This is a genomic window from Pseudanabaenaceae cyanobacterium SKYG29 (assembly GCA_025055675.1).
In the GTDB taxonomy this organism is placed as follows: Bacteria; Cyanobacteriota; Cyanobacteriia; order Pseudanabaenales; family Pseudanabaenaceae; genus M5B4.
This window is the reverse complement of record JANWWT010000001.1, coordinates 896,379-919,544: the sequence shown is the minus strand read 5'-3', so window position 1 is coordinate 919,544 and position 23,166 is coordinate 896,379. Positions and strand designations below refer to the sequence as shown.

Below are 23,166 nucleotides of genomic sequence, written 5' to 3'. Positions count from 1 at the left end.
GCTTAACTATTAAAGACGAGAAACACCAGCAGAGCAACTCCCACCAGCATTGTCAGTACATACAACTGGAATTGACCAAACGTACTATATTTCAAGCTTTCGCCGCTGAGGATTGTCGCTATGCCAAATAAATTGCCCAGACCATCAACGAAGAACCGATCGAACCAATACATCAGCCGTGAAAAAATATCGACTAGCCCTACAATTGTTAGCTTGTATAACTGAGGTGTGTAAAAATCGTAGGTGAAAAAGTCTTGTACGGTTCTGTTTGGTAAAACGATCGGTTTGCTAATGCCATCGTTGAGGTAAATATAACTACCAGCCAATACACCTACCAAGGAAGACAGGATCAGCGGCCAACTAGTAGGTAGCTCTGTCCATTTGATTAAACCCATAACAGTCAATAATTGGGGTGTATGCAAGACAATCCCTGCCCCCACGGTCATAGGTAAAACCATTAGCCACAGAGGTTCCACCGATCGTTCCGTCATCTGTTTTGGTTTACCACCCCAAACTAGACCAAATACCCTTACCAGACCAAAAACTAAAAGACCATTGATCACCAATACCAGAGTTGCCAGGCCAGGACGAATTGCCTGCAAAGACTGAAACAGAGAAGCAAGACCCCAAAACCCACAGAACGGTGGTAAAGCACCTAAGCCCACAATGCCCACCAAAAATGACAGACCTGAGATAGGACGACGGGTCCAGAGACCACCCAGTAGGGTCAAATCTTGGGTAATGTTATTAGAGATTATGCTACCCAATGCCATCACCAATAAGCTAGCGCCCAGAGAGTTGGATAGCATCAACAAATAGGCACTCTCCATTGAACCTGTGCCCACAGCAATAAAAATCAGCCCCATGTAGGTGCTGACCAGGTAAGAAAGAGCACGCTTAGCATCAATCTGACCAATCTCAATCAAAACCGTCCCCAAAGCCGTAGCCGCACCAACAGCGATCGTCACCTGCTGCGCCACCACCGAAAGCTCCAACAAAGGGTGAATTTTCGCTAACACCCAAGCCCCTGTCAGTACAACTACGCCATTACGCAAAATCGTGCTGGGCAGAGGGCCTTCCATCGCCTCATCCAACCACAAATGCAGGGGAAACTGGGCGCACTTACCCATTGGCCCTGCTATTAGCCCCAGTAAAACCAAAGTAATTAAAACGGGATTCACCTGGGCTTTCGCCGCCCAATCAGCCAATAAGTGAAAGTTCCATGTCCCAGTCAGGGGAAACAAACTTACCACTCCCATCAATAGCAATAAATCCCCTACCCGCTTGGTGAGAAAAGCATCCCTTGCCCCTGTCACCACTAGGCTTTGGTTGTACCACATTCCGACCAAAAGATAGGTGCCTAATGTGAGAATCTCCAGGATGACGTAACTAAAGAAGAGGGAGTCGCACAAAGATAAAGCGCACATCCCCGCCTCAAAAAAAGCTAGGAGGGCGTAAAACCTTGCCCAAGCCCAGTCCATCTCCATGTAGCCAACAGCATAAATCTGAGCAAGCAGGTTAATCCCTGTAACCACCACCATCGCTCCTATAGTTACAGGCGAGACTTCAATATCAAACGTAAAATCCAAACCCGCTACGGAAAACCAAGGAAAAGCAAAAAATTGACTGGGCTTGCCCCAAATACCAACGAGAGCGATCGTGCTGTGCAACCAAGCCAAAAGTGTCATCAGTATATTGACATACCCCGCCGGTCGAGGGCCCGTCCGCCGCGTAACGGCAGGAGACCATATCAGGGATAACCCTGCCCCCACCAAAGAATAAATGGGCACTAACCAAATTGTATCTATCCAACCTTGCATAACTAAAAAACTAGGATTTATTATTTTTCTATAGCCTACATTCTATGATTAAATTTTTGTAAACTGCTATAGACATATCTATTTGTATCAATAGATTTATTTCTATGAACAATCTTTTCTGGGTAGGGGAGGTAGTAGCCCAGAGGCTGGGATGGGATACCGCCTTCCCCAAAAGTAGCAAGTTATCCCCCTAGGGGGCAGCCTTGTTTAGATAGCTCACCTCCTGGCAGCGTGGCGTTACAGAGGTTTGCCCCCTTGAGGTTAGCGCCATCGAGATTGGCATTACTGAGGTTAGCGCGGGAGAGATCGGCATCCTGCAGGTTGGCACCCCGTAGGTCAGCTTCTTCCAGATTGGCACTGTACAGGTCAGCTCCCTCTAGGTTGGCTCCCACTAGTTTGGCACGGTAGAGGATAGAATTGCGTAGGTTTGCCTTGGGTAGCTCGGCGTTGCTCAAGTTAGCATAGACCAATTCTGCCTCCATAAGATTGGCATTGTCTAGGCGCGCGCGGGCCATGTTGGCGTACTTCAAGCGGCTATTGCGGATATTGGCATTGACCAGATTGGCGCTCAGTAGGTCAGCTCCCACCAGGACAGAGTTGCGGAGATTGGCATCCTGGAGGGTGGACATTCTCAGGTCGACATCTGTCAGTTCGGCGTTGAATAGGTTAACATTGCTAAGACGGCTCATGCTCAAGTTTGTGCCATTGAGAAATGCTCCCTTCAGGTCGGCTCCACTGACATCGATCTTGCTCAGTTCGCAGCGCTGGCACTCCCGATGGGTTAAAAAGTAGCGTAGGTGCTCCGCATTCTGGGCTGGTACATGGGGGGCAGCGCCAATTAATGCCGCTATTACAACGGTTACGGTTTTTCCTTTCATACATCCTCACTTAACAATCCAAATAGCCCGAATCGATCGAGCTAATCCCTGCTTTGTAGCTTATCCTAATTTAGGGGAATTGCCCACTCTCGTCTGGTCTTGTAATTTGTCTGTTTTGATGTTACTTAATCTGTATTTGCCCTATGTCTACTGTAGTTGATCTGTTTCATCGGTTCCCTGATGTGTTGCGCCTCGATGTATTGCCGATCGTGGTGGTTTTGGTGATGTTAGAAGCCATCTTGTCGGCGGACAATGCGGTGGCGTTGGCTTCGATCGTGCGCAGTCTGCCTGACCCTGAACAGGAAAAGTGGGCGTTGCGGTATGGTTTGGTGGGGGCATTTGTTCTGCGGGTGGTGTTAATTTTAACGGCAACTTGGGTGATCAATTACTGGCAGTTCGAGTTGGCTGGCGCTATTTATTTACTGTGGCTGGCCGGTAAGTTTTTTATTGCTAGTGCTAGAGAGCATGATGAAGAAAAGTTTATCCCTGTAGCTAGTAGTTTTTGGGAAGTCATTTTGTTAGTTTCTCTAACGGATTTAGCGTTTTCTTTGGATAGTGTGACAGCGGCAGTAGCAGTGGCGGAAGAAACTTGGCTGGTACTTTTGGGCGGTATCATGGGGATTGTGGCACTGCGATTTTTGGCAGATTTGTTTATCAAGTGGTTGGATATTTTTACCAACTTGGAAGCAGCGGGTTATCTAATTGTGGCTTTGGTGGGGATACGTCTACTGCTTAAGGTAGTTGCCCCTGCCTACGTGCCTCCCGAATGGTTGATGTTGATGTTTATTGGAGTATTTTTTATCTGGGGGTTTGCTAAGCGTAAGACTCACCAGGAAGAAGGTTTAACTAAAGGGAAATGACTGGGTTAGGGGCTTGACTTTAGCAAGTTCTTCTACCATCTGGGGATGGAGGTAGGGATTGGCTGCCAAAATCCTGCCTGAGTAAAGGTCGTAGGGGGAACCATCGTAGGCAGTCACTATGCCACCAGCACTCCTAACTAGGGCAACACCTGCTGCCATGTCCCAGGGGGATAAACCCCGCTCCCAGTAACCATCTAATCTGCCTGCCGCAATGTAGGCTAAATCAAGAGCAGCGGAACCGCCCCGCCTCACCCCGTGACTGATATGGGTAAAGTGGCAAAATTCGGCATAGTTGTTATCGATCGTTCTGGTGCGGTCGTAGGCAAATCCTGTGACTAGGAGGCTGTGTTTGAGTTCCCGACAATTGGAAACATGAATTGGGCAGCGCTCTCCCTGGTATTCCACGAACGCGCCTAAGCCCAGTCCCCCCACAAACAGTTCATCCCGAAAGGGGTCATAGATAGCTCCGACTGTGGGGACTCCCTCTACCAAAACACCAATGGAGACAGAAGACATAGGGTACTGGTGGGCAAAATTGGTTGTTCCGTCTAGGGGATCGATCACCCATAAAATAGCACTGTCCTTGTTGCCCTGGATGCCCGACTCCTCTGCCAAAATTGCATGCCCAGGGAAATAGCGGTTGAGCACCTCTAGGATGGCAGTTTCTGATTCGTGATCGGCAACTGTTACCAGGTCGCCAGGTGCTTTTTCCTCAATGCGCCGCAATTTGCCCCAATACTTTTTCAAAACTTGCCCCCCTGCCATTGCCGCGAGAGTGGCTATATCCAGTAAAATTTGGGGGTCTCTGTCATTCATAGATTTTGTTCATCAATTCCTGCCGCTCGATCGCTATACCGACCAAACTGGATAAACCCCGCAATAATTCTACATCCCAGTCGGTAAATGGTACTACCACCTCTGCTAAGTTATCAGGTTTCACTACTACCTCTGGACTAACTTTACGATTGATCAACTGGATCACCGCAGCTACTTCCCCTTGAGAGGTGACAACAGGGAGGGTGAGAATCGAGCGGGAGATGTAGTCAAGTTCCGCCTCGATTGTTTTCTTATGGCTGTAGGGGGCGTCGGGCGGCAGTGCCTGCACATCAGGGATGTTAAGGGTTTCCCCTGTCACAGCGACATAGCCAACCAGACTGCTGCGATCGAGGGGAACAGCAAAATATTCCAGGGATTTTTCGGGGTGAGAGCTATTCTGGGAGACAGCAAAACAAATGTAGGGGATAGCATCTTCCCGATCGATTAAGTAAATACTACCGGCATCACTTTGAGTCAAAAGTCTCGCCTTACGCAGCACTAAACTCAGGAAAGTACGTAACTCATACTTCTGGGAGACAACTTTAATGAGAGTTAACAGGTTGGTTACAGTCTGTTCCAGGCGGGTGACTTCTTCCGACATAGATTTAAGGTGTTCTTGCTCCATAGTACCTTGCTTATTCCCCCAGTTGTTCTGGGATAGCCGGTGGAGTGGACTCTTCTAGCTTTTGATAGCGAGCTTTCAGGGATTGAAATCTTCCTACCTTTGGTTCTGCTTGGGGTTCCTGAGCAGGGGATTGGGGTTGTGGTGCAGGAGAGGGGGTTACTTCTTCCATAGATACTCCCTGAGGCTGCTCCTCCGCTTTCTCGCTATTGGATGGGGCAGCAGGGATTTCCTGAGCCTTGATCGCTTCCTCTGTAGGAATAGGGGTAGCTTTTTCCTGGGGCTGTACCTCCATCATTTCTTCCGTAGGAGCAGGTGGCTGTTCCACCTTGGCTTTCTTCCTAAAGAGCTGGAAGCGAGGTTGCTTAACTGGTGGGGGAGCCTCCAGTGGGGGTGTAGTTACTTCTGGCGGGGGAGGAACAGGGGCAGCTGGCGTTGGGGGAGCAGACTCCTGTGGAGGGGTGGTTACTTCCGAGGTGGGAGAAACAGGGGCGGCTGGCGTTGGGGAAACAGACTCCAGGGGGGGCGTGGTCACTTCTGGCGAGGGGGTGATAGGAGTAGGTGAGTAGTTAGGGTCGACAATTTGCTCTACATTGGCAGGAACTTGCCCCTGGAGGATAAGGGAAAGGGGGTCACGTTGTTGGGGATCGTAGGTAACAATCTGGGCAATGGAGTTAGAGAGGTTAGGCAGAGGATTACCCACGGGATCAAGGAATTCTAGTTTGATCCAATTTCTGCCTGGTTTTAGCCCCTTCAAATAGAGAGGGTGCCAATCCTCGATCGTGAAACTATCGCCATTGACCGTTGCCCGCACTTGCCAACTCGGGGGCTCTTTACTATCTAGCAAAGAAGCGGGGACAGGGGCATTGTGCAAGTAAAAATCCAAGAGGACAGTATCACTGCCAACAGTGCCAATGGGGCTATGGTAAGTCAAAACAGGGGTATCGGGGCGGAGAACATGTTCTCCTGTACGGGTGAGGACATGAAAAGTAGTCTGGGCATAGGCCCCTTCATTTTTGAAACTTTCATCCCAGGGACGGGAGGCAAACACCCGTATAGTGTGGGTACCAGGGGTGACATTCTCGAATACAGCGGGAGTAGTGGGGTCATAAATCTGCCGTGCTTCCCGTTCATCCAACACCACATCCAGGTGGGGACCCAGCCCCATCGCACTCTGGAAAATAGGCAAATCCTTTACCTCGACTGCTACTTTGACGGTGGTATCAGATAAAACTTCGTCGCTACGGGGACTGACAATTGTCACCTGGGGCATATAACGATCGAGGGTACGGCTGAGGCGTTGAATGATGTCAGGGGGAGAGACTTCACTGATGCTCAAGGTATTGACACGACTGGATTTAGCCACCTTACTCCCACAGGCAGAGAGGACTACTGCCAAAACCACCATCAACAGTAGAATGTAGACCCGCTGTAATTTATCCCACATAGCATTAGATTTTGCTGACCACTAAGGCAATATAGCCGAAAATGTACAATATGCAAAAAGACATATTGGTAAAGTTAACAATGCTAGAAGTTCGTGGTTTACCTGCTCCTCTGCAGACTGCCTTTTCCCAAAGACGTGCCCTCAAGATTATTGCAGGGCTGAATAACTTCGATGCTGTGTCTGTCAAACAAATCGTCCAAGCTGCCCATGAGGGGGGGGCGACTTTTGTCGATATTGCTGCCGATCGGGGTCTCGTCCAGGTAGCCAAGGAACATACTGATCTACCTATTTGTGTTTCCGCTGTGGAAGTCCACCAATTGGTAGAAGGGGTAAACGCAGGGGCAGACCTTGTGGAAATTGGCAATTACGACTGTTTTTATCGATCGGGCAGGAGATTTACCGCCGAGGAAGTAATAAACCTGACTCGATCGGTACGTACCCAGCTACCCTACACCCCCCTCTCTGTCACTGTACCCCACACCCTCCCCCTGAGTGAACAGGTACATTTAGCGGAAGAGTTGGTACGTTTAGGGGCAAACATTATCCAAACCGAAGGGGGCAAGAGCGCTAATCCCATCCACAGCGGTACTCTAGGCATGATGGAAAAAGCAGTCCCTACCCTCGCTGCTGCCTATGAAATCAGTCGAGCGGTGAAGGTACCAGTCCTTTGTGCTTCGGGGATTACCAATGTCACTGCACCTTTGGCGATTGCGGCGGGGGCAGCGGGAGTAGGCGTGGGTTCAGCAGTACGCCAACTCAAGGATATGGTAGCCATGGTAGCAGCAGTGCGTGCCCTCCGAGAAGCCCTAGAAAAAGATCACTCTGGAGTCAAAACCCCGATTACGCATGTCGCGATTTAGTTCCTCTGCACTACCCCGATCGGGGTAGCCCTTGATTTCAATATAAGCCCCCCGTTCAGAGGCAGAAAGTTTGGCAGTGGGTACGATTTGTTTTACTCTAGCCAAAATATCCTCTGACACCGTGGGGATAATGACAAAGTAGCGGTTGCGTTGGGCAAAGGCTTGCAATTCCTGTCCCACGGTACTGGTAGTAGTTGGCAAAGGGGATGGAGGGGGGGTAACTATGTTATTGCCGTTAGGAGCGGGGCGGGTAATTTCGATTGCTCCTGGCGGGGGAGTGGGTTCCACTGTACTCGGTACATTTGGAAGGAGCACAGGTTCCGGGTTAGAAGCAGGCTGACCAGGCACCGTAGATACAACCGTAGTAGGGGCTGGATTAAAACCATTAGGGCCAGGTAAGGCGGAGCTAGGTAATCTGCCAGTGACACGGGCAATTTCTACAGGTAATCCCAAGGCACGCAGTTCATCCGATCGCTTTTGTGCCAAATTCAAATTAGTGTAGCGTCCCAGTTGAAGTACCCGTCTACCTGAATCCAAACTCCCAGTAAAGGCATCGGGAGCAATAGTTTTAGCCTGCTGAATGACAAAGGGGTCGTCACTGTTGAGGTAGACCAAGTACTGACTATCCATGACCTGGGCATAGGCACATAACTGCACTGCTAGAATTGCCCAACTGCCAATGTAGATACCCTTCATACTCTTTTCTGTCGCCTCTGGGCTTAGCTTACCATAGGTGTCATAATTTGTCTTAATCAGTCAGAAGTTGATTGCCTAGGCACCACAACGGACTAAACTAAAGGGAATATGTTCCCTTGGGCAAGATGATTAACTACCTGATTACAGTTTTTATTCAGGCGGCAATCTACGCTTTGTTTAGTTTGGGCTTAAATTTGCAGTGGGGTATAGCCGGTCTAGTCAACTTTGGTCATGTGGCTTTTGTCACCATTGGTGGCTATGCCGTTGCTCTCCTAACCCGCACAGGGGGGTTACCTTGGTCGGTAGCGGTGTTGGTGGGGGTGGGGCTAGGGATTGTGTTAGCTTTGCTGGTGGGCTTTACTACTTTGAGATTACGGGAGGATTATTTAGCTATAGTCACGATCGGTATTGCCGAAATCGTACGTTTAATCACTAACAATGAAGAGTGGCTTACCCAGGGGACAAGGGGGGTATTTGGCTATCAGATTCCTTTTCTTACCGCGGTTGCTCCCCAGCAATATAACTTTTTATTTGCCCTCGGTTTGGTGGTCACGATCGCCTTTATTTTTTGGCAGTTAGAGTGGTTAATCCGATCCCCCTGGGGGAGAGTCCTCAAAGCAATTCGGGAGGACGAAACAGTAGCCACTGCCCTTGGCAAAAATGTTTTTGCCTACAAATTACAAGCCTTTATCTTTGGCGGTGTCATTGCTGCTATAGCGGGAGCCTTTTTTGCCTGGTATTTGAAAGCTGTTTACCCTACTACCTTTACTGCCCTGATGACCTTTGAGGCATGGACGATCGTGGCGATCGGAGGCGCAGGGAACAACATAGGAGTACTGCTAGGGGCAATTTTCTATCAGTTCTATACTACTATTCCCCGCTTTCTCCCTGAGGCAATCAAGCAAGCATTAGGGGGTGGCAGAATTGAGGCAATCCAGGTAATTTTAATTGGTCTTACGTTGATAGCTGTAATGGTGTGGCGACCCCAGGGTTTACTGGGCAAAAAAGCAGAGCTGGCTCTAAGACGTTAGGGTGACGGTCAGTTGGTAATTGCCAATTAAACCATTAAAGTTGCCGCTTGCTGGTCGCAAAGGACTGTAGTCGAAGTTATCAACATCACTCACACCAATAAAGTAAGTCCCTCCTGTCGTTTGGCGAAATTCTATGACGGATGTCTTAAACTGAGTAGCCAAGGCAGGCACTGCCGCCGATCGGTCTTCTGCTATAACTGCCCCAGCACTGTCAAAAATCTTCAGCCCTGGAATCAAGCCACTACTCAAAGCGAGGATGGACACACTGGCTGTAATGCCCATACCAGGTAATAAATCCAACCTATAAATATCTACATCTAGTGCTGCTGGCAGAAAAGGATTATTGCCAATGTAGCCATCGACTTGGACAGAGGGGGTGCGACCACTGATACTGAGGGGAGTGGCTTGGGGGAGGCTATCATTAGGTTCTTGCCCTGGTCTGCCCTCTAGTGTTACTGTCAAGCGGTAGCTGCCTGTATTACCAGGTCGACCACTGCCTAGTACGAGAGGGTCATAGGCATTGTTGGCAAAATCACTCACTCCCACAAAAAAGCGGCCGGAAACAGGCGCAACAAATTCTAATAAGGAGTCCTGACTATTGCGACCAGGGTCATCATCATTGAATGCCAACTCCCTGCCTCCTGCATCAAATACCCGCAAAACACTGTCTAAATCACTCAAAGGCGGTGTATCGATGCGCAGAACTAAGCGATCCCCGGCACTCATCTCTAGGCTGTATAAATCCCGATCGCGCCCGCCCTGGGCATTATTGCCGATCGCGCTATTAAAGACTCTTTGTCCTGGCAGAGCTGAACTCAGACCCGTTGGTATAGCCGTTGCTGGCACATCATCTAGAACCTGCTCTGGGGGAGCACCATCCACCGCGATGGCAATAATGTAGCCGCCCCCCAACTGGCTGGGACTGGGTTGACTGACTAAGGGGTTGTAGGTAGCGTTAGTCCGATCGCTCAAGCCTAAAAAATAAACACCAGTGTTGGGAGCGACAAATTCCAAGTAGGCATCCCTAGTATCAGGTCTGGCATCATCATTGCTAGCTAGCAAATTCCCCTGGGCATCAAACAACCTTAAAAACGAGTCTAGATTACTTTCCCTGAGGGTTTGGGTTTTGACCTTGAGTTTGTCCCCTGCTTCCAGGGTCACCGCGAAGACATCCACATCCCCTGCAGTGATAAACCCGCTCTTGACAAAAGCCCCCGGTTGTTGCGTGCTCAAGCCTGTAGGGATTGCTGTAGCAATTGTATCATTCGGCTCTAGAAGAAAGTCCCCAGCATGTCTAGTCAATTCCAAAGTATACGTTCCCCTACTCCCCGCCACCAGGGGTGTACCACTGAGAATCCTAGCTGGGTCATAGCTGATGTTGTCTCTGCTACTGATTGCAACAAAATAGGCACCAGAGGCAGGGGCAATAAAATCAAACCTAGTTAACCTCAATTCACTGACCACAGGCACGCCCAGGGAGTCAAAAATTTGTACAGCGGTACGGAGAGAGCCACCAGGTAACAAACTGAGGGATAAAATGTCTCCCCTCTCCATCTCCACGCGGTAAAAATCCACATCAAGGGCAGGGGCTGTCTCCGCCAAGTTGCGGAAGGCTAAGTTGCCAATCTCCTCTCTAACCCTAAACGTGCTCCCCGCTAGTAACCCCGTAAAACTAGCCAAAGCAATACTGTCATTTGGTTCCATAGCCAACTATCCCCCCAGGCAATGTTAACGTTCGGGATAGACCGCAATGGCTTCAATCTCAATCAACCAGCCAGGAACCACTAGACCAGGTAGACCGACAGTCGATCGAGCAGTCTTGACAGTAGTGGCACCAGGTTCGGGCGGGGGGGCAGCCGTCAAGCGGGGACTACGGGTAATTGCTGTAGCACTGGTAAAGGTGGCAGCGCGGTTAGGGTTATCCTTATCGAAAAAGCGGGCATAGGCACGAAACCAACCCTGGTAGTCGTAGGTAGGTTCACCGGGAAAGTCTTTGTCTGTAGGACGTAGCCCATTGGCAAGCGCCTGGTCAATTTCCGCCCTGGGTACAGCTTGTAAGATTCTATTCCCTCTGGAGTCCGTGACAAAACGAGTACGCAGGTAGGGATCGGGCACCAAAAAAGCAGTTAGATAGACAACATTATCAAAGGTCAAACCCTGGGCGGTCAGCAACGCCTGAATTCGTCTGAGGGTATTAACTGCCTGCTCCTCCGTCGTGCCATAGCGGCGGGGGTCAGAGGTAGGGGGAACTCCTTCACCGTCAAAGAATACTGGTACAACCCCAGGCTGATTAGGAGAAGCATCCTGTCCGGCAAAGGCAGTTTCAGGAGGAACACCCGCTGGCAGCAGACTATCCAAAGTAGGGGGGACAGTACCACTAGAAAAGTACAACGCCCGCCCCGCCGGAATTGCTACCCCACTGGCAATAGTGCTTGTGGCAGGTACAGGAACACTCCTACCAGGCAAAGTGGAAACTAAACGATCGAGTCTGAAAGGCAGGGCACCAGAAATTCTTGCTCCTTCCCCTGCGCTGCCAAAGAAAGTAACCGCTGTAGGAAATGTCACCCCCTGGGCACGAACATAGCTAAATACTCCCACCAAAAGGAGCGCCACAGTACACAGACTAACTGCCCACTTCCACTGCTTTAACATTCTCTCTTTCATGTTCATGACTTATCCTAACTGATTGATTTGTTGCACAACTAACTTCGCCGACTCTATAGCACCAGCTAACCAACCGGTGAGATTACTCATGTGTTCCCCCGCTAGCCAAATATTGCCATCCCTACTACTGAGGGTGGAGACAACGCTAGCAGGATAGGTATCAATGCCACTGCTTGACCAGCCCCCCAAACTGTACTTAACAGCGGGCCAATAAACTGACACACCCGATACAAAAGTTTGATTCAACTGCGGGTGAATTTTAGCTGCCTGGGCAACAGCAATTCTGATACGATCGCTATCGCGCAGCAGACCGAAGTTAGCCGCATTGACCCCGAAATTGTAATACCCTACCAATACCCCCCGATCGGAACCAAAACCACTGGAGGGGTACCAAATTGTACTGAGTTGGGGGATAAAGTTAGCCCCTGGGACAGAAGTATTAAAGCTACAGTTAGTAATGCCCCCATAGATGTCCTCGTCCTCTTCCCAAAAACGGCGATTGGTTTCAAAAGCAGCTTTACCTGTCACAGCATAGTTGCGACCAACTTGGTCGATGGCACTGACCATAGCCGCACTGAAATCGGTTTTGCCCGCATTTGCCAGTAACCGCAGGACAGAGAGCGGGATAGTACAAATACAGTAATCTCCCTCAAAAGTACCCTGGGTAGTGACAACTCTTACACCACTACTAGTCTTGCGAATCTCTGTCACTTCTGCATTGTAACGGACTCTTGGACCAACACTAGGCTGACGGATAAACCCCTGCACGATCGCGTCTATTCCCCCTACGGGTTCGTACATCAACATCTGCTGCTCCGAGCCTGATTCGAAGGCTTCATAGTTGGCAAATCGCAGTGCTAGTAAATCTGCCAGGGTATAGGGTTTGCCAGAATTACCCCGCCTACCGACTGCTCCTGGGGCTTCCCCCGTCTCCACATTTGTATCTACATCAAAGTTGGACCAGCCTCGCCGCGAACCACCTGTGTAGGCAAACCCCGTTTCCCTAGTACCTAGAGCACCATAAGTACGGAGAAATTCTAACAACCTTTCTTTATCCACACCGCTCAATTCCTGGTCTAGGGCACCTTTGTCCACCGCCTTTGCCAACAGTTCGGATAAGTAACCCCTTGTATCCGCCAGAGCAGCTCTTACTCTGATCTTTTTACCTGCCAGCCTGCCTCCCACCGGCGCATTGTTGCCACTGATAGAGATTGTGGCTCCCGCCTCATTGAAGTAGTATTGCTGGCGGTTGAGGTTAGAAAAGACTTCTAGGGCAACTCCCAGTTCGCGACAGTAATCCAGTGTGACATGGTGTTGCGGAATCCGAGCTGGACCCGGATTGAAATATTGTCCGCGACTGAAGTTGGCAGTGATGATCTGGTTAGGGGTAGTACCTGCGCCTGCAGAACCTGTAGCAGCCACTGCTATCTCCTCAAAAGAATCTCCGTCCCGCAGAGTCCAACACCTGCCCCCTGGTCGGTTGCGGGCTTCCAGGATGACTGTGTCATAACCAACCTTGCCCAATTCATAGGCAGCAGTTAGCCCTGCCACTCCTGCCCCAATGATGATCACTCGCCGTCTTTCCTTCGGTCGTGTGAGGCGAACTGGTCCAGTCTGGGCTTTAGCAGGATTGGCAATTAAATCCAGAGCACGCATGGCTGCATAAGTAGAACCACCTGCTGCAGCAACTCTGATTAAAAAATCCCTTCTTTTCATCGGAAAACAGCCCTTATCTTAGCAAGAATCGAAACCCCAAAAGACACAAAAGTCCTGTCTGCAGATAACAGTGATCAGTCTTCCGTGCCAAGAAAACTCTTAGCCCTACCGACTAACCTAACCTGCTTCTAACGTTTTTGTCCGCCTTATTGAGATTGCTAAAGGCTAGTACAGGGCACTAGACTTTTATGTGTTGTAGAATACATTTGCCAGTTCTTTTACAGTTTTTAATATTTTCCGCTGATAGAGTGATTTAGGCTAGCTGTAAATTGAGCTAGTTCGCAAGTGATATTTTTGTCCTATTGCTTGTGCTTGGAATGAGCATGTACAGTTAGCTTCTGGGTTGAGGTAAAACCAGACATCTACTGGTATTAAGCTTTTTTCATCTTTTATCATTTGACACTATGGAATGACCTCGATCGTTGGCAAACTTCATCCACAGCTTAGGTGATTAATTTTAAATAAGGACAGTAACTCTTAGATACTTGGTAGATTGGCAAGCAAACCAGATTTTATAGCTACAACTGTCCAAGTGAGCCAGAACTGACCGAAAAGCTTCTGCTGTGAGCTAGTTCTTTGGTCTCTGCTAGTACATCAAATCAAGTTATCTCCTTACTGGCTTTGCCGCATAAACTTCTGAATACTCACTTTCAATCAATTTAATCATTGCAAAGTTTCGCTCAAAGTTTTGCTGTCACAGCGTTAAAAGTTTAAAACTATTTCACCCTACTACTCTTTGGTATCAGGAAACCTTCGCATTGAACTGGGTATGACTTGAAAATCATCACTAGACAAGGGAATGTTCAGCCAGAGCAGTTTTTCCATACCAGTAACGTAAATCGTAGAATCTTGCCCCTGAAATATACGTCCATCCAAAACAGGTCGATAGAGATAGTAAATAAAATCACTAGGGATTCCCAGTTGATTAAAGAATTCTTGTCTGACAAAGAAAGCATTGCAGACAGTACAACAAACTAGCTTGTAACCCTTTGCGGCTGCTAAGTGGGTTAGCGCTAACAAGGAACAACCTTGCTTTATTGAAGAGTCCTTGGCTTGAATAAACATCACATCATTCGGAATGGTTGGATTGAATTCTATGACCACTAACTTTGGCTGAAACTCTCTGAGGCTCTCCCAAATGAAGTAGTCAATTCCATCCACATCAATTGAAAGCAAATCAAAGTCTTGTGGAGCATCAATTGATTTAAGTACATTGTCTAAGCTGTTTTCTCCCTCAAACTCAATAAACCGATTAATACATGCAACCTTCTGATTTTGACCATGATTTTTCAGCAGCTCCCTGTAGCTATCTTAATTTGCTTCTATGAAAGCACCTGACCAGCCCTTGTTTACTATTAGATTATAGCAGTTAGAAAAATATTTACCGTCCCATGCACCAAACTCAACACAATACTTGTGGCTAGGAGGTATGATCTCGAATATTCTCTGGATGATACCATCTTCGCCAAACTGAGAAGTGACATTCGATGCAAAATTGAGCAGTGGAGACACTATGGGGAAAAAGTCTACCTTCTGTAACCGGTATGGAGAATTGCTTGCCACTTCCTAACCTCCTTTCTCCTCTACAACTGACTAACCGCAACTTTAGCAGATGTAACTCACGAAGACAAGACTAAACCATAAGTGGCTATAAGCTTAGCCTACATCCTTTCTTTTCTGCCGCCACTCTTCCACAAGCTGTAGGTAAACATTACTCAACTTTTGAGCAAAAAGTTTTGTGTTCCTAAAGGGTGGGGCAAGCATGGCAGTCCTTATTTTCTGCCTATAACTTTCCCTGAGAGAGTTGTCTGTACCTAAACGAACCGCAAGACTGATGTAGTCCTCCACACTCCTTGTCACCAATTCTTCCAAATCAATTTCTTGTAGCAGGGCCCCAGCCTGAGCTTGACGTAAATACTTGCCTTTGAGAGTAACAACTGGAACTCCTGCATCGAGAGGGTCGAGGATGGAAAAAGCTCCTGTGAAAGGGAAAGAGTCTAAATAGACATCTGTAATACTACCCAAGAAAGATACAAGGTCATTTCTACTAGGGAATCTGTCTTGCAATACAATCACTCTATTATCTTCAATACCATGAAGCCTTGCCAACTCCAAAAAGTATCTCTTATAAGAAATTTTTAGTCCTTCAAGGAGTATCCACCCTGAATAAAATGGATAGATAAGGAGGTATGAATTAGGGCAGTTCTTGAGGATAGTTATCCATGCTCGACAAACCTCAGGAGAAGATTTGACAGGATTAGCACCAGAAGTGTAGACTGTAGCCCCGATCGGAATACCAAAATCAGCCCTAGAAAAAGATTGAAGAGAAGTAGATGTTTCGGCAAAAAGTGAACTAAAACATAGTCCTGAGCCATCTACAGTCACTAGTTTCTCTGTGTATGCTTCAGGCTCCGAGTTTGCCTCTGAGTATGTTCCCGAAAGAAAGTAGTCAACATTGGCAATTCCTGTAGTAATCGGGCACAAAGGTGTAGCAATCTGTACCCTTGCTAATCTGTAGTGTGACAGAGTGCTGGTAAGATAGCCAAAATTAAAGGTAATATTTGTTCCAATTATTAACAAATCAAGATCATCCGATCGGATTAGACTTACGGCTTCATTGAGATCTGCGGGGAGAAGTCTGTGTAAGTGTGCTACTTGGGGCATAGCATCATGAATCGCGAAGGAGTAGAGGTAAGTTTGAAACCTATCATCGTCTAAATTTTGGATATAAGGTAAACCAGCATTGATGTCTGCACCTCCTGTATTATTAACGAGTATTCCAACTCGGTACCTATTTCTGTCTCCTATTGTGGTAAAAGTATGATCCAAGTTTGTACTTGGATTACTCAGCTGCAACAATCTCATCACCAACTTTGATATATTAGAACGTAGATTGGTTGATGCTTTGGCAGATAGATAAAGGTTGAAATAGTAAAAATTAGAGATGAATTTAGGTAAAATAGCCACCCAATCTGCCTTATTTTCATCTAGGCAGTTAGTAAATATATTTAGTCTCGCTTCTATCAGATTGTAGTATTCCTCATATTCTTTAGGATAAGTTGAAAATATAAAACTGTAGTTCAGGTATGTGCAGACATAGTAGTTGAGAAAGCATCCTGTAAGATTAAAGCGATGGAAAGGAATTTCTAATTGATGGGGCATTTTGTAGAGACGCAAAGCTAATAAAAGTTGCATCACACCACTTTGTTGCGAATTTTCTAACATTTGATTGCATCTTTGTGTCATCTTTTTAACTGCTCCTTCCTCATCTTCTTCTAGTGGAAACCTGTAGTTACGCTGACACAATGACAAAGAATCTACTAATGGTTCTAGAAAACTGGCAAACAAATTCACTAGTGATTCGTCATCTAGCTTGATAATAAACTGGGCTGACCGCTTTCTTACCGATCGGTACACTTCCAATAACCTGTCATACACAACTTCATTTTTAGCTACAGAGCACTTATAGAATAGATTTACAATACTGACTGCTAAGCAACTTACCCAAGCGTATTGATGATTTGGATCACTAACATCTAAAAGGTCAGCAAATTCAGCTAATCTTCCCGTAGCCTCTAGATATTGCTCTACTCGATTGTTATGGATTACATCATTGATAAAAGCAGAAAGCTCTGCCCGTTTTTTGTCTTCTACACTAAGACTTACTTCAGGTTCTCTAGGTTTAATAGCAGCTAACACTCTTTCTTTATATTTCGGGGCATAGTCAGTACCAAAGACCCGATCGTGGACTAGTAAAGCATGACCAGCCAAGTCCCAGTGATTATATGCTGCGTGGGCAATCACTGCTAAGGCGAGTAATTTCTGTGATGGCAGACTATAAATCCGATCGTAAGCTGGAACGTAAACAAAATCAGCCCATGCCTGCTGACTGTAAGTACCTAGTTCCCCAAAACTGAAAGGTAGACAAGTGCGTCCACTGATCCTTTCCAAGTGATGAAAATAAAACCCATTTTGCCTAAGATAAATGTCAACATCACCAAACAAAGGCTGGTTTTGATAAAGATCAATGAAGCAAACTTCAGTGTGTAAAACGACAATTTGCTTTAGCTTCTTTCGCAGCCCCTCCAAAATATTTAGCTCGAACCCTTGAGTATCTAGATGAAGATAGTCAATATCCGTAATATCTTGGATATCATCAAGTCTAATTGTTTGCACTGTTTCAACATTTCTGATGGCAAATTCATTAGGCACAGTCTCTATATAATGGTGAATAGCATAATTGGGTACTAAAATTGAAGAATTATAGGAATCTTGTAAGATATGAAAAGCCCTAAGCTTACCATCTCCGATCGCGTAGGGAAGATACTTGTAGCATTCAAATCCCAAAGTTTTGTTTCGATCATCTGCTAACTGTTGTAGCTTAATATACTCTTCATTATTTGGCTCAAAACCTACTAGAGTTGCTAGTCTCTGGTCAAGTAAGGTATAAAATCTTTCATCTCCTCCTGTCCAAGAAGCACCAACTGCAACAACCTTGACTAGAGGAGTGTTAGAACCTAGAATCTCCCTGATATCAAACATATTCTATACTCCATCCTTGTTTCTTAGTGGCTACCACATTGAGACTAATTAATTCTCCTCTAATACAAAAATTAGAGCAATCATTAAAAATGTTAAATCTTTCAACCTGTTGTATGTTTATAAATCCGGCCATACTCAAGTAGTAGTAAAGAATTTGGTAATCAAAGCCTACTTTGTGAACGTCATATATATTCGTCTGAGTACCATATAGAATAGCCATTATCCGCAGCTTTTCCTCAAAAGATATACCCGGTCTAGTATAAAGCCAGCAAAGCTTATCCAAGTCAGGAACACTCAGGTAAATTATTCCACCAGGCTTAAGAACTCTATACCACTCTTTTAACACATTCAACACTTCCCCACTTATGCCATGGTGAAAGTGTTCAAGTACATGGCTAGCATAGATGGCATCACAACTATTACTAGGAAATTGACTAAGATTAGTGGCATCTGCTACAAAATCAACCTCTGGTCTTGGCTCAACATCGAGTATTTTCCAGTCAGGATGTTTTTCTCTCCCTCCAATATGCAGCTTCATACTTTTGCCTCCCCATAGACTTCCTTAATGTAAAGGTCGGTGACTAATTTGAGTAGGTCTTGGGCAAACTTCCTCGGATTCCATAGAGGAGAAAGATTATCAGGGTCTCTAGCTTTTTTTAGATGTTCATGGACTGACAGGCGCAAATCCCGATCGGTGCCGTACCTGACACCCCATTCAATGTATTCCTCCCAAGAGTAACCAATCCCTGTCTCTATACCCAGTGTGGAGAGGAAAGAAAGACCCATCCTAGCGAAAGCAGTATCTCCCACATGGGTAACAGCTGGTAAACATGCGTAGAGGGCTTCCATGTTCTGGGTGCCACCGTTATAGGGGTAGGAGTCAAGAAATACATCTGCCACACGATAAATCCCCCTATGCTCTTCTTCTGTTCTAGTTTTAGCTACTACTAGCACTCGCCTGGGGTCAACTCCTTGTTCCTCGCATTCCCTCTGATAGATAGCCCTTACTGCTGCCACGTCCCCAGTCCCTTTGCGGTACAGAATCGAGTTCTCTACTCTCTTGAGAATACTAACATGAGCTTTAGCTGTCGCTACATTGAACTTGCGGGCAGAAGGCGTGTACAGGTAAACTACTTGGTCTTCACTAATTCCCAAGCTACGTCTAATGGCTTCCCGATCGAGACGTACATGAGCAAGATAACCGATCGACATATGGGAGTCTGGCATGCGGACGAGTTTTTCGGTATAGCAGTCTTCTACACCTTCAGGATGAGTATACCAATCGCCAATAAAATAATTTTCCTCAGAAGTAAAAGGAGCATCAAAGCCCAGCCAGCTACACCGCACAGGGGCAAGATAAGAATTTAGCAAATGTAGATGGTGGGGAGCTGTGACAGAATCAAGTTCAATCAACACATCTATTTCATCCTTCAGTATCTCTTCACATACATCATGAATAGCTCTTGCTTTGGTGGAGGGGTTAAAAAATTTAGCTGCCACTGCCTCAAATTGTTGCGTACGACTATCTTTATCTTTTATTTTATCTGTGGAATAAAGATTAACAGTGGTTAGAGTAGCCAGTTCTGCGATGGCATCAAAGCTACACCATCCTACCGAATGCCTACGGAAGTAAGGGGAAACAATACCTATGGTGAGGTTGCGATCGAGGGTTTTACTCTCTCTTTGCTTATCTATACGCACTTGCAATCTCTGCTTGCAACCTTCTCGATCGATTGCCGGCAAAACCATCTTTTCTGTGTAAAGTTTACCAATTTTCTTCGCCAAGTTGCAGTTTAACCGCCTGTCATCCCGAATATCCTGCATATTGAAGATAATACTGGTATAAAGCCAGGCAATTTCCGAAGGGGGTAGCTTATTTACTCTCTCTTCATCTTCCATCAGCTCCTCTAATTCCCTAACCTGGTTCAGAAGACGTTCATCCTGATTTAAGCCTGCATGAAGCAGAGCACTCATTAATGCCATAGTTGTTTCTACTAAAGCACGATCTTTACATAGGCGAGCGAATTCCCAGGCAGACTGCCGCCACTTTAGCCAAGCATCATCACGACCAAAGTGATTGGCGAGTTTATTGTAGGCATTGCATAACTGACTATGAGCCGCTACGTAATAGGGACTGAGCTTGAGAGCTTTTTCTAGATGTGCAATCCCTTCATCAACCATGTTCAATTCAACTAAGGTTTTACCTAGCTCCAGTTCAAATTCCGGGTTATCGGGTTGTATTTGCACTAGTTTTTCTAGGGTTTGAATCGCCTCTTGATGCCGTTCTAATTGAAGCAGTGTCCGAGCTAACTGCATTAGCACAACCTTATTGTCGGGCTGCATTTCTACTGCGCGGTTAAGAAATTTGAGTGCCTTTTCATAATCCCCCCGTCCACTCTCAACCGCACCAAGGTCAAGGTAATTTTTAGCACCGAGTAAGTCTGGCTGTAACTCTAGAGCTTGGTCTTTGTATTTTTCTGCTTCCTCTACCTCTCCCTTTTTCTTCAGTAGATTTCCCAGCATCCAGTAGGCTTTTGCTAGCTTTGGATCAATTTCGATCGCTTTTCTATAAAGTGCTTCTGCTACCTCTAGTTGCTCTGCACACACATGAATTGTAGCCAAGTTAGCGATTACACTAGCTTCATCAGGCTTAAGTTCCAGTAGTTTTCTATAGCAACGCTCCGCCATCGCCAAGTCACCGTGGATTAGGCACTGATCACCCACCTCTTTGAACTGCATGATATACCCTTCTGTGTCCCAGCGGTGTAAAAGTTCTTTGTAGATAGGCACTAGATACTCCGTGAGGCTTTGGGGAGAGAAGGGGTCATCCGCCATGATCTTGGCAATTTTTTGCCCCCATTCTTGCCGTAGTTCTTTACTTTGAGCAAGTTTTATAGCTAACTCTTTGTATTCACCAACTGTTGTTGTTACCATTTCATCAAGCTGTAAGTACCTCAGAATAGCAGCCCCCTGGCGAGTACGAAGCTGTTTGCCTTCTAACTCCACGATCGGGATGTTAGCTTCAAGCGCATCCGCCATACTGTGGGTCCCGCTCATTGGGAAAGAGTCTAAGTAAATATCACAGATTTTTAATAACTCAACACAGTCAGCAGGGGAAGGTAGTTTGTCGCCTATAATCAAAACCCGATCGGAATTTACACCATATTCAGACAAAATACTGACAACAAAGTCATTAAAACTAACAACAGGATTAAAATCACACCAACTACCTCCAAACGGATAAAGAATCAAATAACTATTAGGAACTTCAGCAAGAATTTCTGCCCATGTTCTGACCAATTTAGGGGTAAACTTGACAAAAGCTGTCCCAGAAGCAAAGATAATTGCATCAGAGGAGAAACCTAAATCCGATCGATTAAAACTAATACTAGCAGGAGCTGGAGGTATCTCTCTAGTAGCAAATCTATGAATAGCGCCAGGTAAAATTACTAATTCCTCTTTGTAGAAATTTTGTGCAATGTCTAGCTCCGCATCTAGTTCTCCTAAGAAGTAGTAGTCAGCGTATTTACAACCAGTTGTACAGGGAGATTGAGATAGAACAATCTGAACACGAGCTAGGCGATGGCAACAAAGTTGGTATGTAATATCACCAGTGCCTACAATATTCCTAGCAATCAAAATAATATCTAGATCATCGCTACGTATAGTCCTAACCCGATCCAACAGCTCTCCCTCCAGTAATGTAACTCTATCTACTCTACTGACGAGTCTCTCATAAACTTCGGGTTGAGCAGGAAGTACTAAGTAAAAGAAAATCTCAAATTCCTCCCTTGGTAAGTAACCAAAGAACGGAAAGGCTGTAGTTATTTCATTTCGATTAAGCCAAACTCCAATTACTCCAATCCTAATTTTTGTTCTGTCCGACTGACGGGGAGAGATTAAATGCTCAACAGGAATACCTTGCAATCTGATGGTCTCTTCTGTAATTTCCGCCCATAAACTCATTAATGGCTTTAAATTTTGTTCACCCATCAATATCGGTGGGAAATTACAGGATGACAATTTCTCCCGTGCAATTTTTAGCCACTGAGGATTATTTCTAGAAGCGAAGAATAAGTTACGAAATACGGTTAATACTTTGGTCTTGTAGTTAACATATTCTTCCACATCATCATCCCTAAACCACAGAAACAACCGATCGATAAACTTGTTCCAGTAGAAGTTCATAAACCAGTCACTTAGAGGGATACTGACGAAAGGAACTACCCTGTGGGGCAAATCATAAAGTCCCAGAGCCAGCATGATTTGTATTTGCTTCCCCTCTAATTCCCCTTGGGCATAAAACTCGCTCTGCAATTTCTTGACTGCTTCCTTTTCAGAGTCACTAAGACGACATTGACTTAAATCGATGAATCGAAGAATATGGGTGTAGTAGTGCTCAATTGCTGTTGGAAAAACTTTAGATAGAGTGTCGTTAGAGAGCTGTAGCAGATACTCAACCACAAAGTTGCGAATATCCCTAACCATCTGTAACACTCTGTGGCAAGTCTCTCCATCTGCTCCTGTTTCGGCTTTGATGTAAACTGTATACAGCAACTCAAAAGCTTCAAAGGCAATTTTACAGGGTGTTGTAAGAGGTAGTGGATATAAACAACCCCAAAGAGCTGATAAAGCTGCGGGCACATTATCGGCTAAAACAAGCTCTCTGGCGCGATCGAGACCTAATTGGCGGTCTTTACCCACTAACCTTACAGCATAGTAGGGAATAAACCAGTGGGGCAATTCCACATTTTGACTGTTACGAAAAGCAGAGCTTTGATTCAGTGGTTGATACAGAGTTATACCTAACAGAGCAACCACCGGTCGCACCGAAATAATACTTTCACATTGATGCAGAAACTCTTGATCAATCGCTGGTAAAATTTGATCCTGATCAATTGGCTGAACAGCAAGGGCTATTAGTTGATGCAATGGACGAATATAATTTTCAAAGTTTTCCTCTACGTCGGATATAGAAGCTTGAAGGAGAGCGGTAATCAATTCTCGACGACTTTGCCTCAGTAAATCTAGAGCAGAGCTGTAAAGTTGCGGGTTCATTAAAATCTTGAAGTAAGCATTGTTATCCTCCCCTATTCCCATAACCTTAGTCAGGTTAGATAGTGCTTCTTGCCATTTAGCCGCTGCAATGTACTCAAGCGCTAACTTCAAGTATTCCATATACATTTAGACTTAGGTTTGTGGTATTGTAGCATA

Annotated in this window: 16 protein-coding genes; 3 read left to right on the top strand and 13 right to left on the bottom strand. The window is 46.1% G+C overall.

Annotated elements, in window-relative coordinates; genetic code table 11:
- Nucleotides 1-2 precede the first annotated feature (2 nt).
- The gene (locus NZM01_04350; GenBank protein MCS6959259.1) at nucleotides 3-1,820 is read right to left on the bottom strand and encodes an NAD(P)H-quinone oxidoreductase subunit F; all 1,818 of its coding nucleotides are present in this window, start codon (nucleotides 1,818-1,820) and stop codon (nucleotides 3-5) included.
- 182 nt (nucleotides 1,821-2,002) lie between these two features.
- On the bottom strand, nucleotides 2,003-2,698 hold the full coding sequence (locus NZM01_04345; GenBank protein ID MCS6959258.1) for a pentapeptide repeat-containing protein: 696 nt from the start codon (nucleotides 2,696-2,698) through the stop codon (nucleotides 2,003-2,005).
- A 143-nt stretch (nucleotides 2,699-2,841) separates the two neighbouring features.
- Between NZM01_04345 and NZM01_04340 the strand changes: the two genes are divergently transcribed.
- The gene (locus tag NZM01_04340) at nucleotides 2,842-3,558 is read left to right on the top strand and encodes a hypothetical protein (GenBank protein ID MCS6959257.1); all 717 of its coding nucleotides are present in this window, start codon (nucleotides 2,842-2,844) and stop codon (nucleotides 3,556-3,558) included.
- Here NZM01_04340 and NZM01_04335 read toward each other — a convergent pair.
- Genes NZM01_04335 through NZM01_04325 form a run of 3 tightly spaced genes read right to left on the bottom strand, consistent with a single transcriptional unit; the run spans nucleotide 3,541 to nucleotide 6,443 of the window.
- Nucleotides 3,541-4,374, bottom strand: a complete 834-nt coding sequence (locus tag NZM01_04335) for an inositol monophosphatase (protein ID MCS6959256.1) — start codon at nucleotides 4,372-4,374, stop codon at nucleotides 3,541-3,543. The two genes, NZM01_04340 and NZM01_04335, sit on opposite strands and share 18 nt — an antisense overlap.
- Nucleotides 4,367-4,999, bottom strand: coding sequence for a GAF domain-containing protein (locus NZM01_04330; GenBank protein MCS6959255.1), 633 nt, complete (start codon nucleotides 4,997-4,999; stop codon nucleotides 4,367-4,369). The genes NZM01_04335 and NZM01_04330 overlap by 8 nt, the downstream gene beginning before the upstream one ends.
- A gap of 10 nt (nucleotides 5,000-5,009) precedes the next feature.
- Nucleotides 5,010-6,443 carry a hypothetical protein gene (locus tag NZM01_04325; protein MCS6959254.1) on the bottom strand — a complete coding sequence of 478 codons (1,434 nt, stop codon included), beginning with the start codon at nucleotides 6,441-6,443 and terminating at the stop codon, nucleotides 5,010-5,012.
- Nucleotides 6,444-6,523: 80 nt separating this feature from the next.
- On the opposite strand from NZM01_04325, the gene NZM01_04320 reads away from it, so the two are divergent.
- Complete coding sequence (locus tag NZM01_04320; GenBank protein ID MCS6959253.1) at nucleotides 6,524-7,303, top strand: DUF561 domain-containing protein; 780 nt, start codon at nucleotides 6,524-6,526, stop codon at nucleotides 7,301-7,303.
- On the opposite strand, the gene NZM01_04315 is transcribed toward NZM01_04320, so the two are convergent.
- Entirely contained in the window at nucleotides 7,250-7,999 is a 750-nt protein-coding gene (locus NZM01_04315) for a hypothetical protein (protein MCS6959252.1), read from the bottom strand. The two genes, NZM01_04320 and NZM01_04315, sit on opposite strands and share 54 nt — an antisense overlap.
- 125 nt (nucleotides 8,000-8,124) lie before the next feature.
- On the opposite strand from NZM01_04315, the gene NZM01_04310 reads away from it, so the two are divergent.
- A complete protein-coding gene (locus NZM01_04310; protein ID MCS6959251.1) occupies nucleotides 8,125-9,030 on the top strand; it encodes a branched-chain amino acid ABC transporter permease in 906 nt (301 codons plus the stop codon).
- On the opposite strand, the gene NZM01_04305 is transcribed toward NZM01_04310, so the two are convergent.
- From NZM01_04305 to NZM01_04275, 7 genes are all read right to left on the bottom strand, one after another.
- Nucleotides 9,019-10,734: a PPC domain-containing protein gene (locus NZM01_04305; GenBank protein MCS6959250.1), complete on the bottom strand. Its 1,716-nt coding sequence runs from the start codon at nucleotides 10,732-10,734 to the stop codon at nucleotides 9,019-9,021. The two genes, NZM01_04310 and NZM01_04305, sit on opposite strands and share 12 nt — an antisense overlap.
- Nucleotides 10,735-10,758: 24 nt before the next feature.
- Nucleotides 10,759-11,700 carry a hypothetical protein gene (locus NZM01_04300; protein ID MCS6959249.1) on the bottom strand — a complete coding sequence of 314 codons (942 nt, stop codon included), beginning with the start codon at nucleotides 11,698-11,700 and terminating at the stop codon, nucleotides 10,759-10,761.
- Nucleotides 11,701-11,703: 3 nt separating this feature from the next.
- Entirely contained in the window at nucleotides 11,704-13,410 is a 1,707-nt protein-coding gene (locus tag NZM01_04295) for a flavin monoamine oxidase family protein (protein MCS6959248.1), read from the bottom strand.
- Between the two features lie 729 nt (nucleotides 13,411-14,139).
- Entirely contained in the window at nucleotides 14,140-14,586 is a 447-nt protein-coding gene (locus NZM01_04290; protein MCS6959247.1) for a hypothetical protein, read from the bottom strand.
- Between the two features lie 480 nt (nucleotides 14,587-15,066).
- The gene (locus NZM01_04285; GenBank protein ID MCS6959246.1) at nucleotides 15,067-17,952 is read right to left on the bottom strand and encodes an FkbM family methyltransferase; all 2,886 of its coding nucleotides are present in this window, start codon (nucleotides 17,950-17,952) and stop codon (nucleotides 15,067-15,069) included.
- Nucleotides 17,945-18,490: a methyltransferase domain-containing protein gene (locus tag NZM01_04280; GenBank protein MCS6959245.1), complete on the bottom strand. Its 546-nt coding sequence runs from the start codon at nucleotides 18,488-18,490 to the stop codon at nucleotides 17,945-17,947. Before NZM01_04280 ends, NZM01_04285 begins: the two co-directional genes overlap by 8 nt.
- On the bottom strand, nucleotides 18,487-23,130 hold the full coding sequence (locus NZM01_04275; protein ID MCS6959244.1) for a tetratricopeptide repeat protein: 4,644 nt from the start codon (nucleotides 23,128-23,130) through the stop codon (nucleotides 18,487-18,489). The genes NZM01_04280 and NZM01_04275 overlap by 4 nt, the downstream gene beginning before the upstream one ends.
- Nucleotides 23,131-23,166 lie beyond the last annotated feature (36 nt).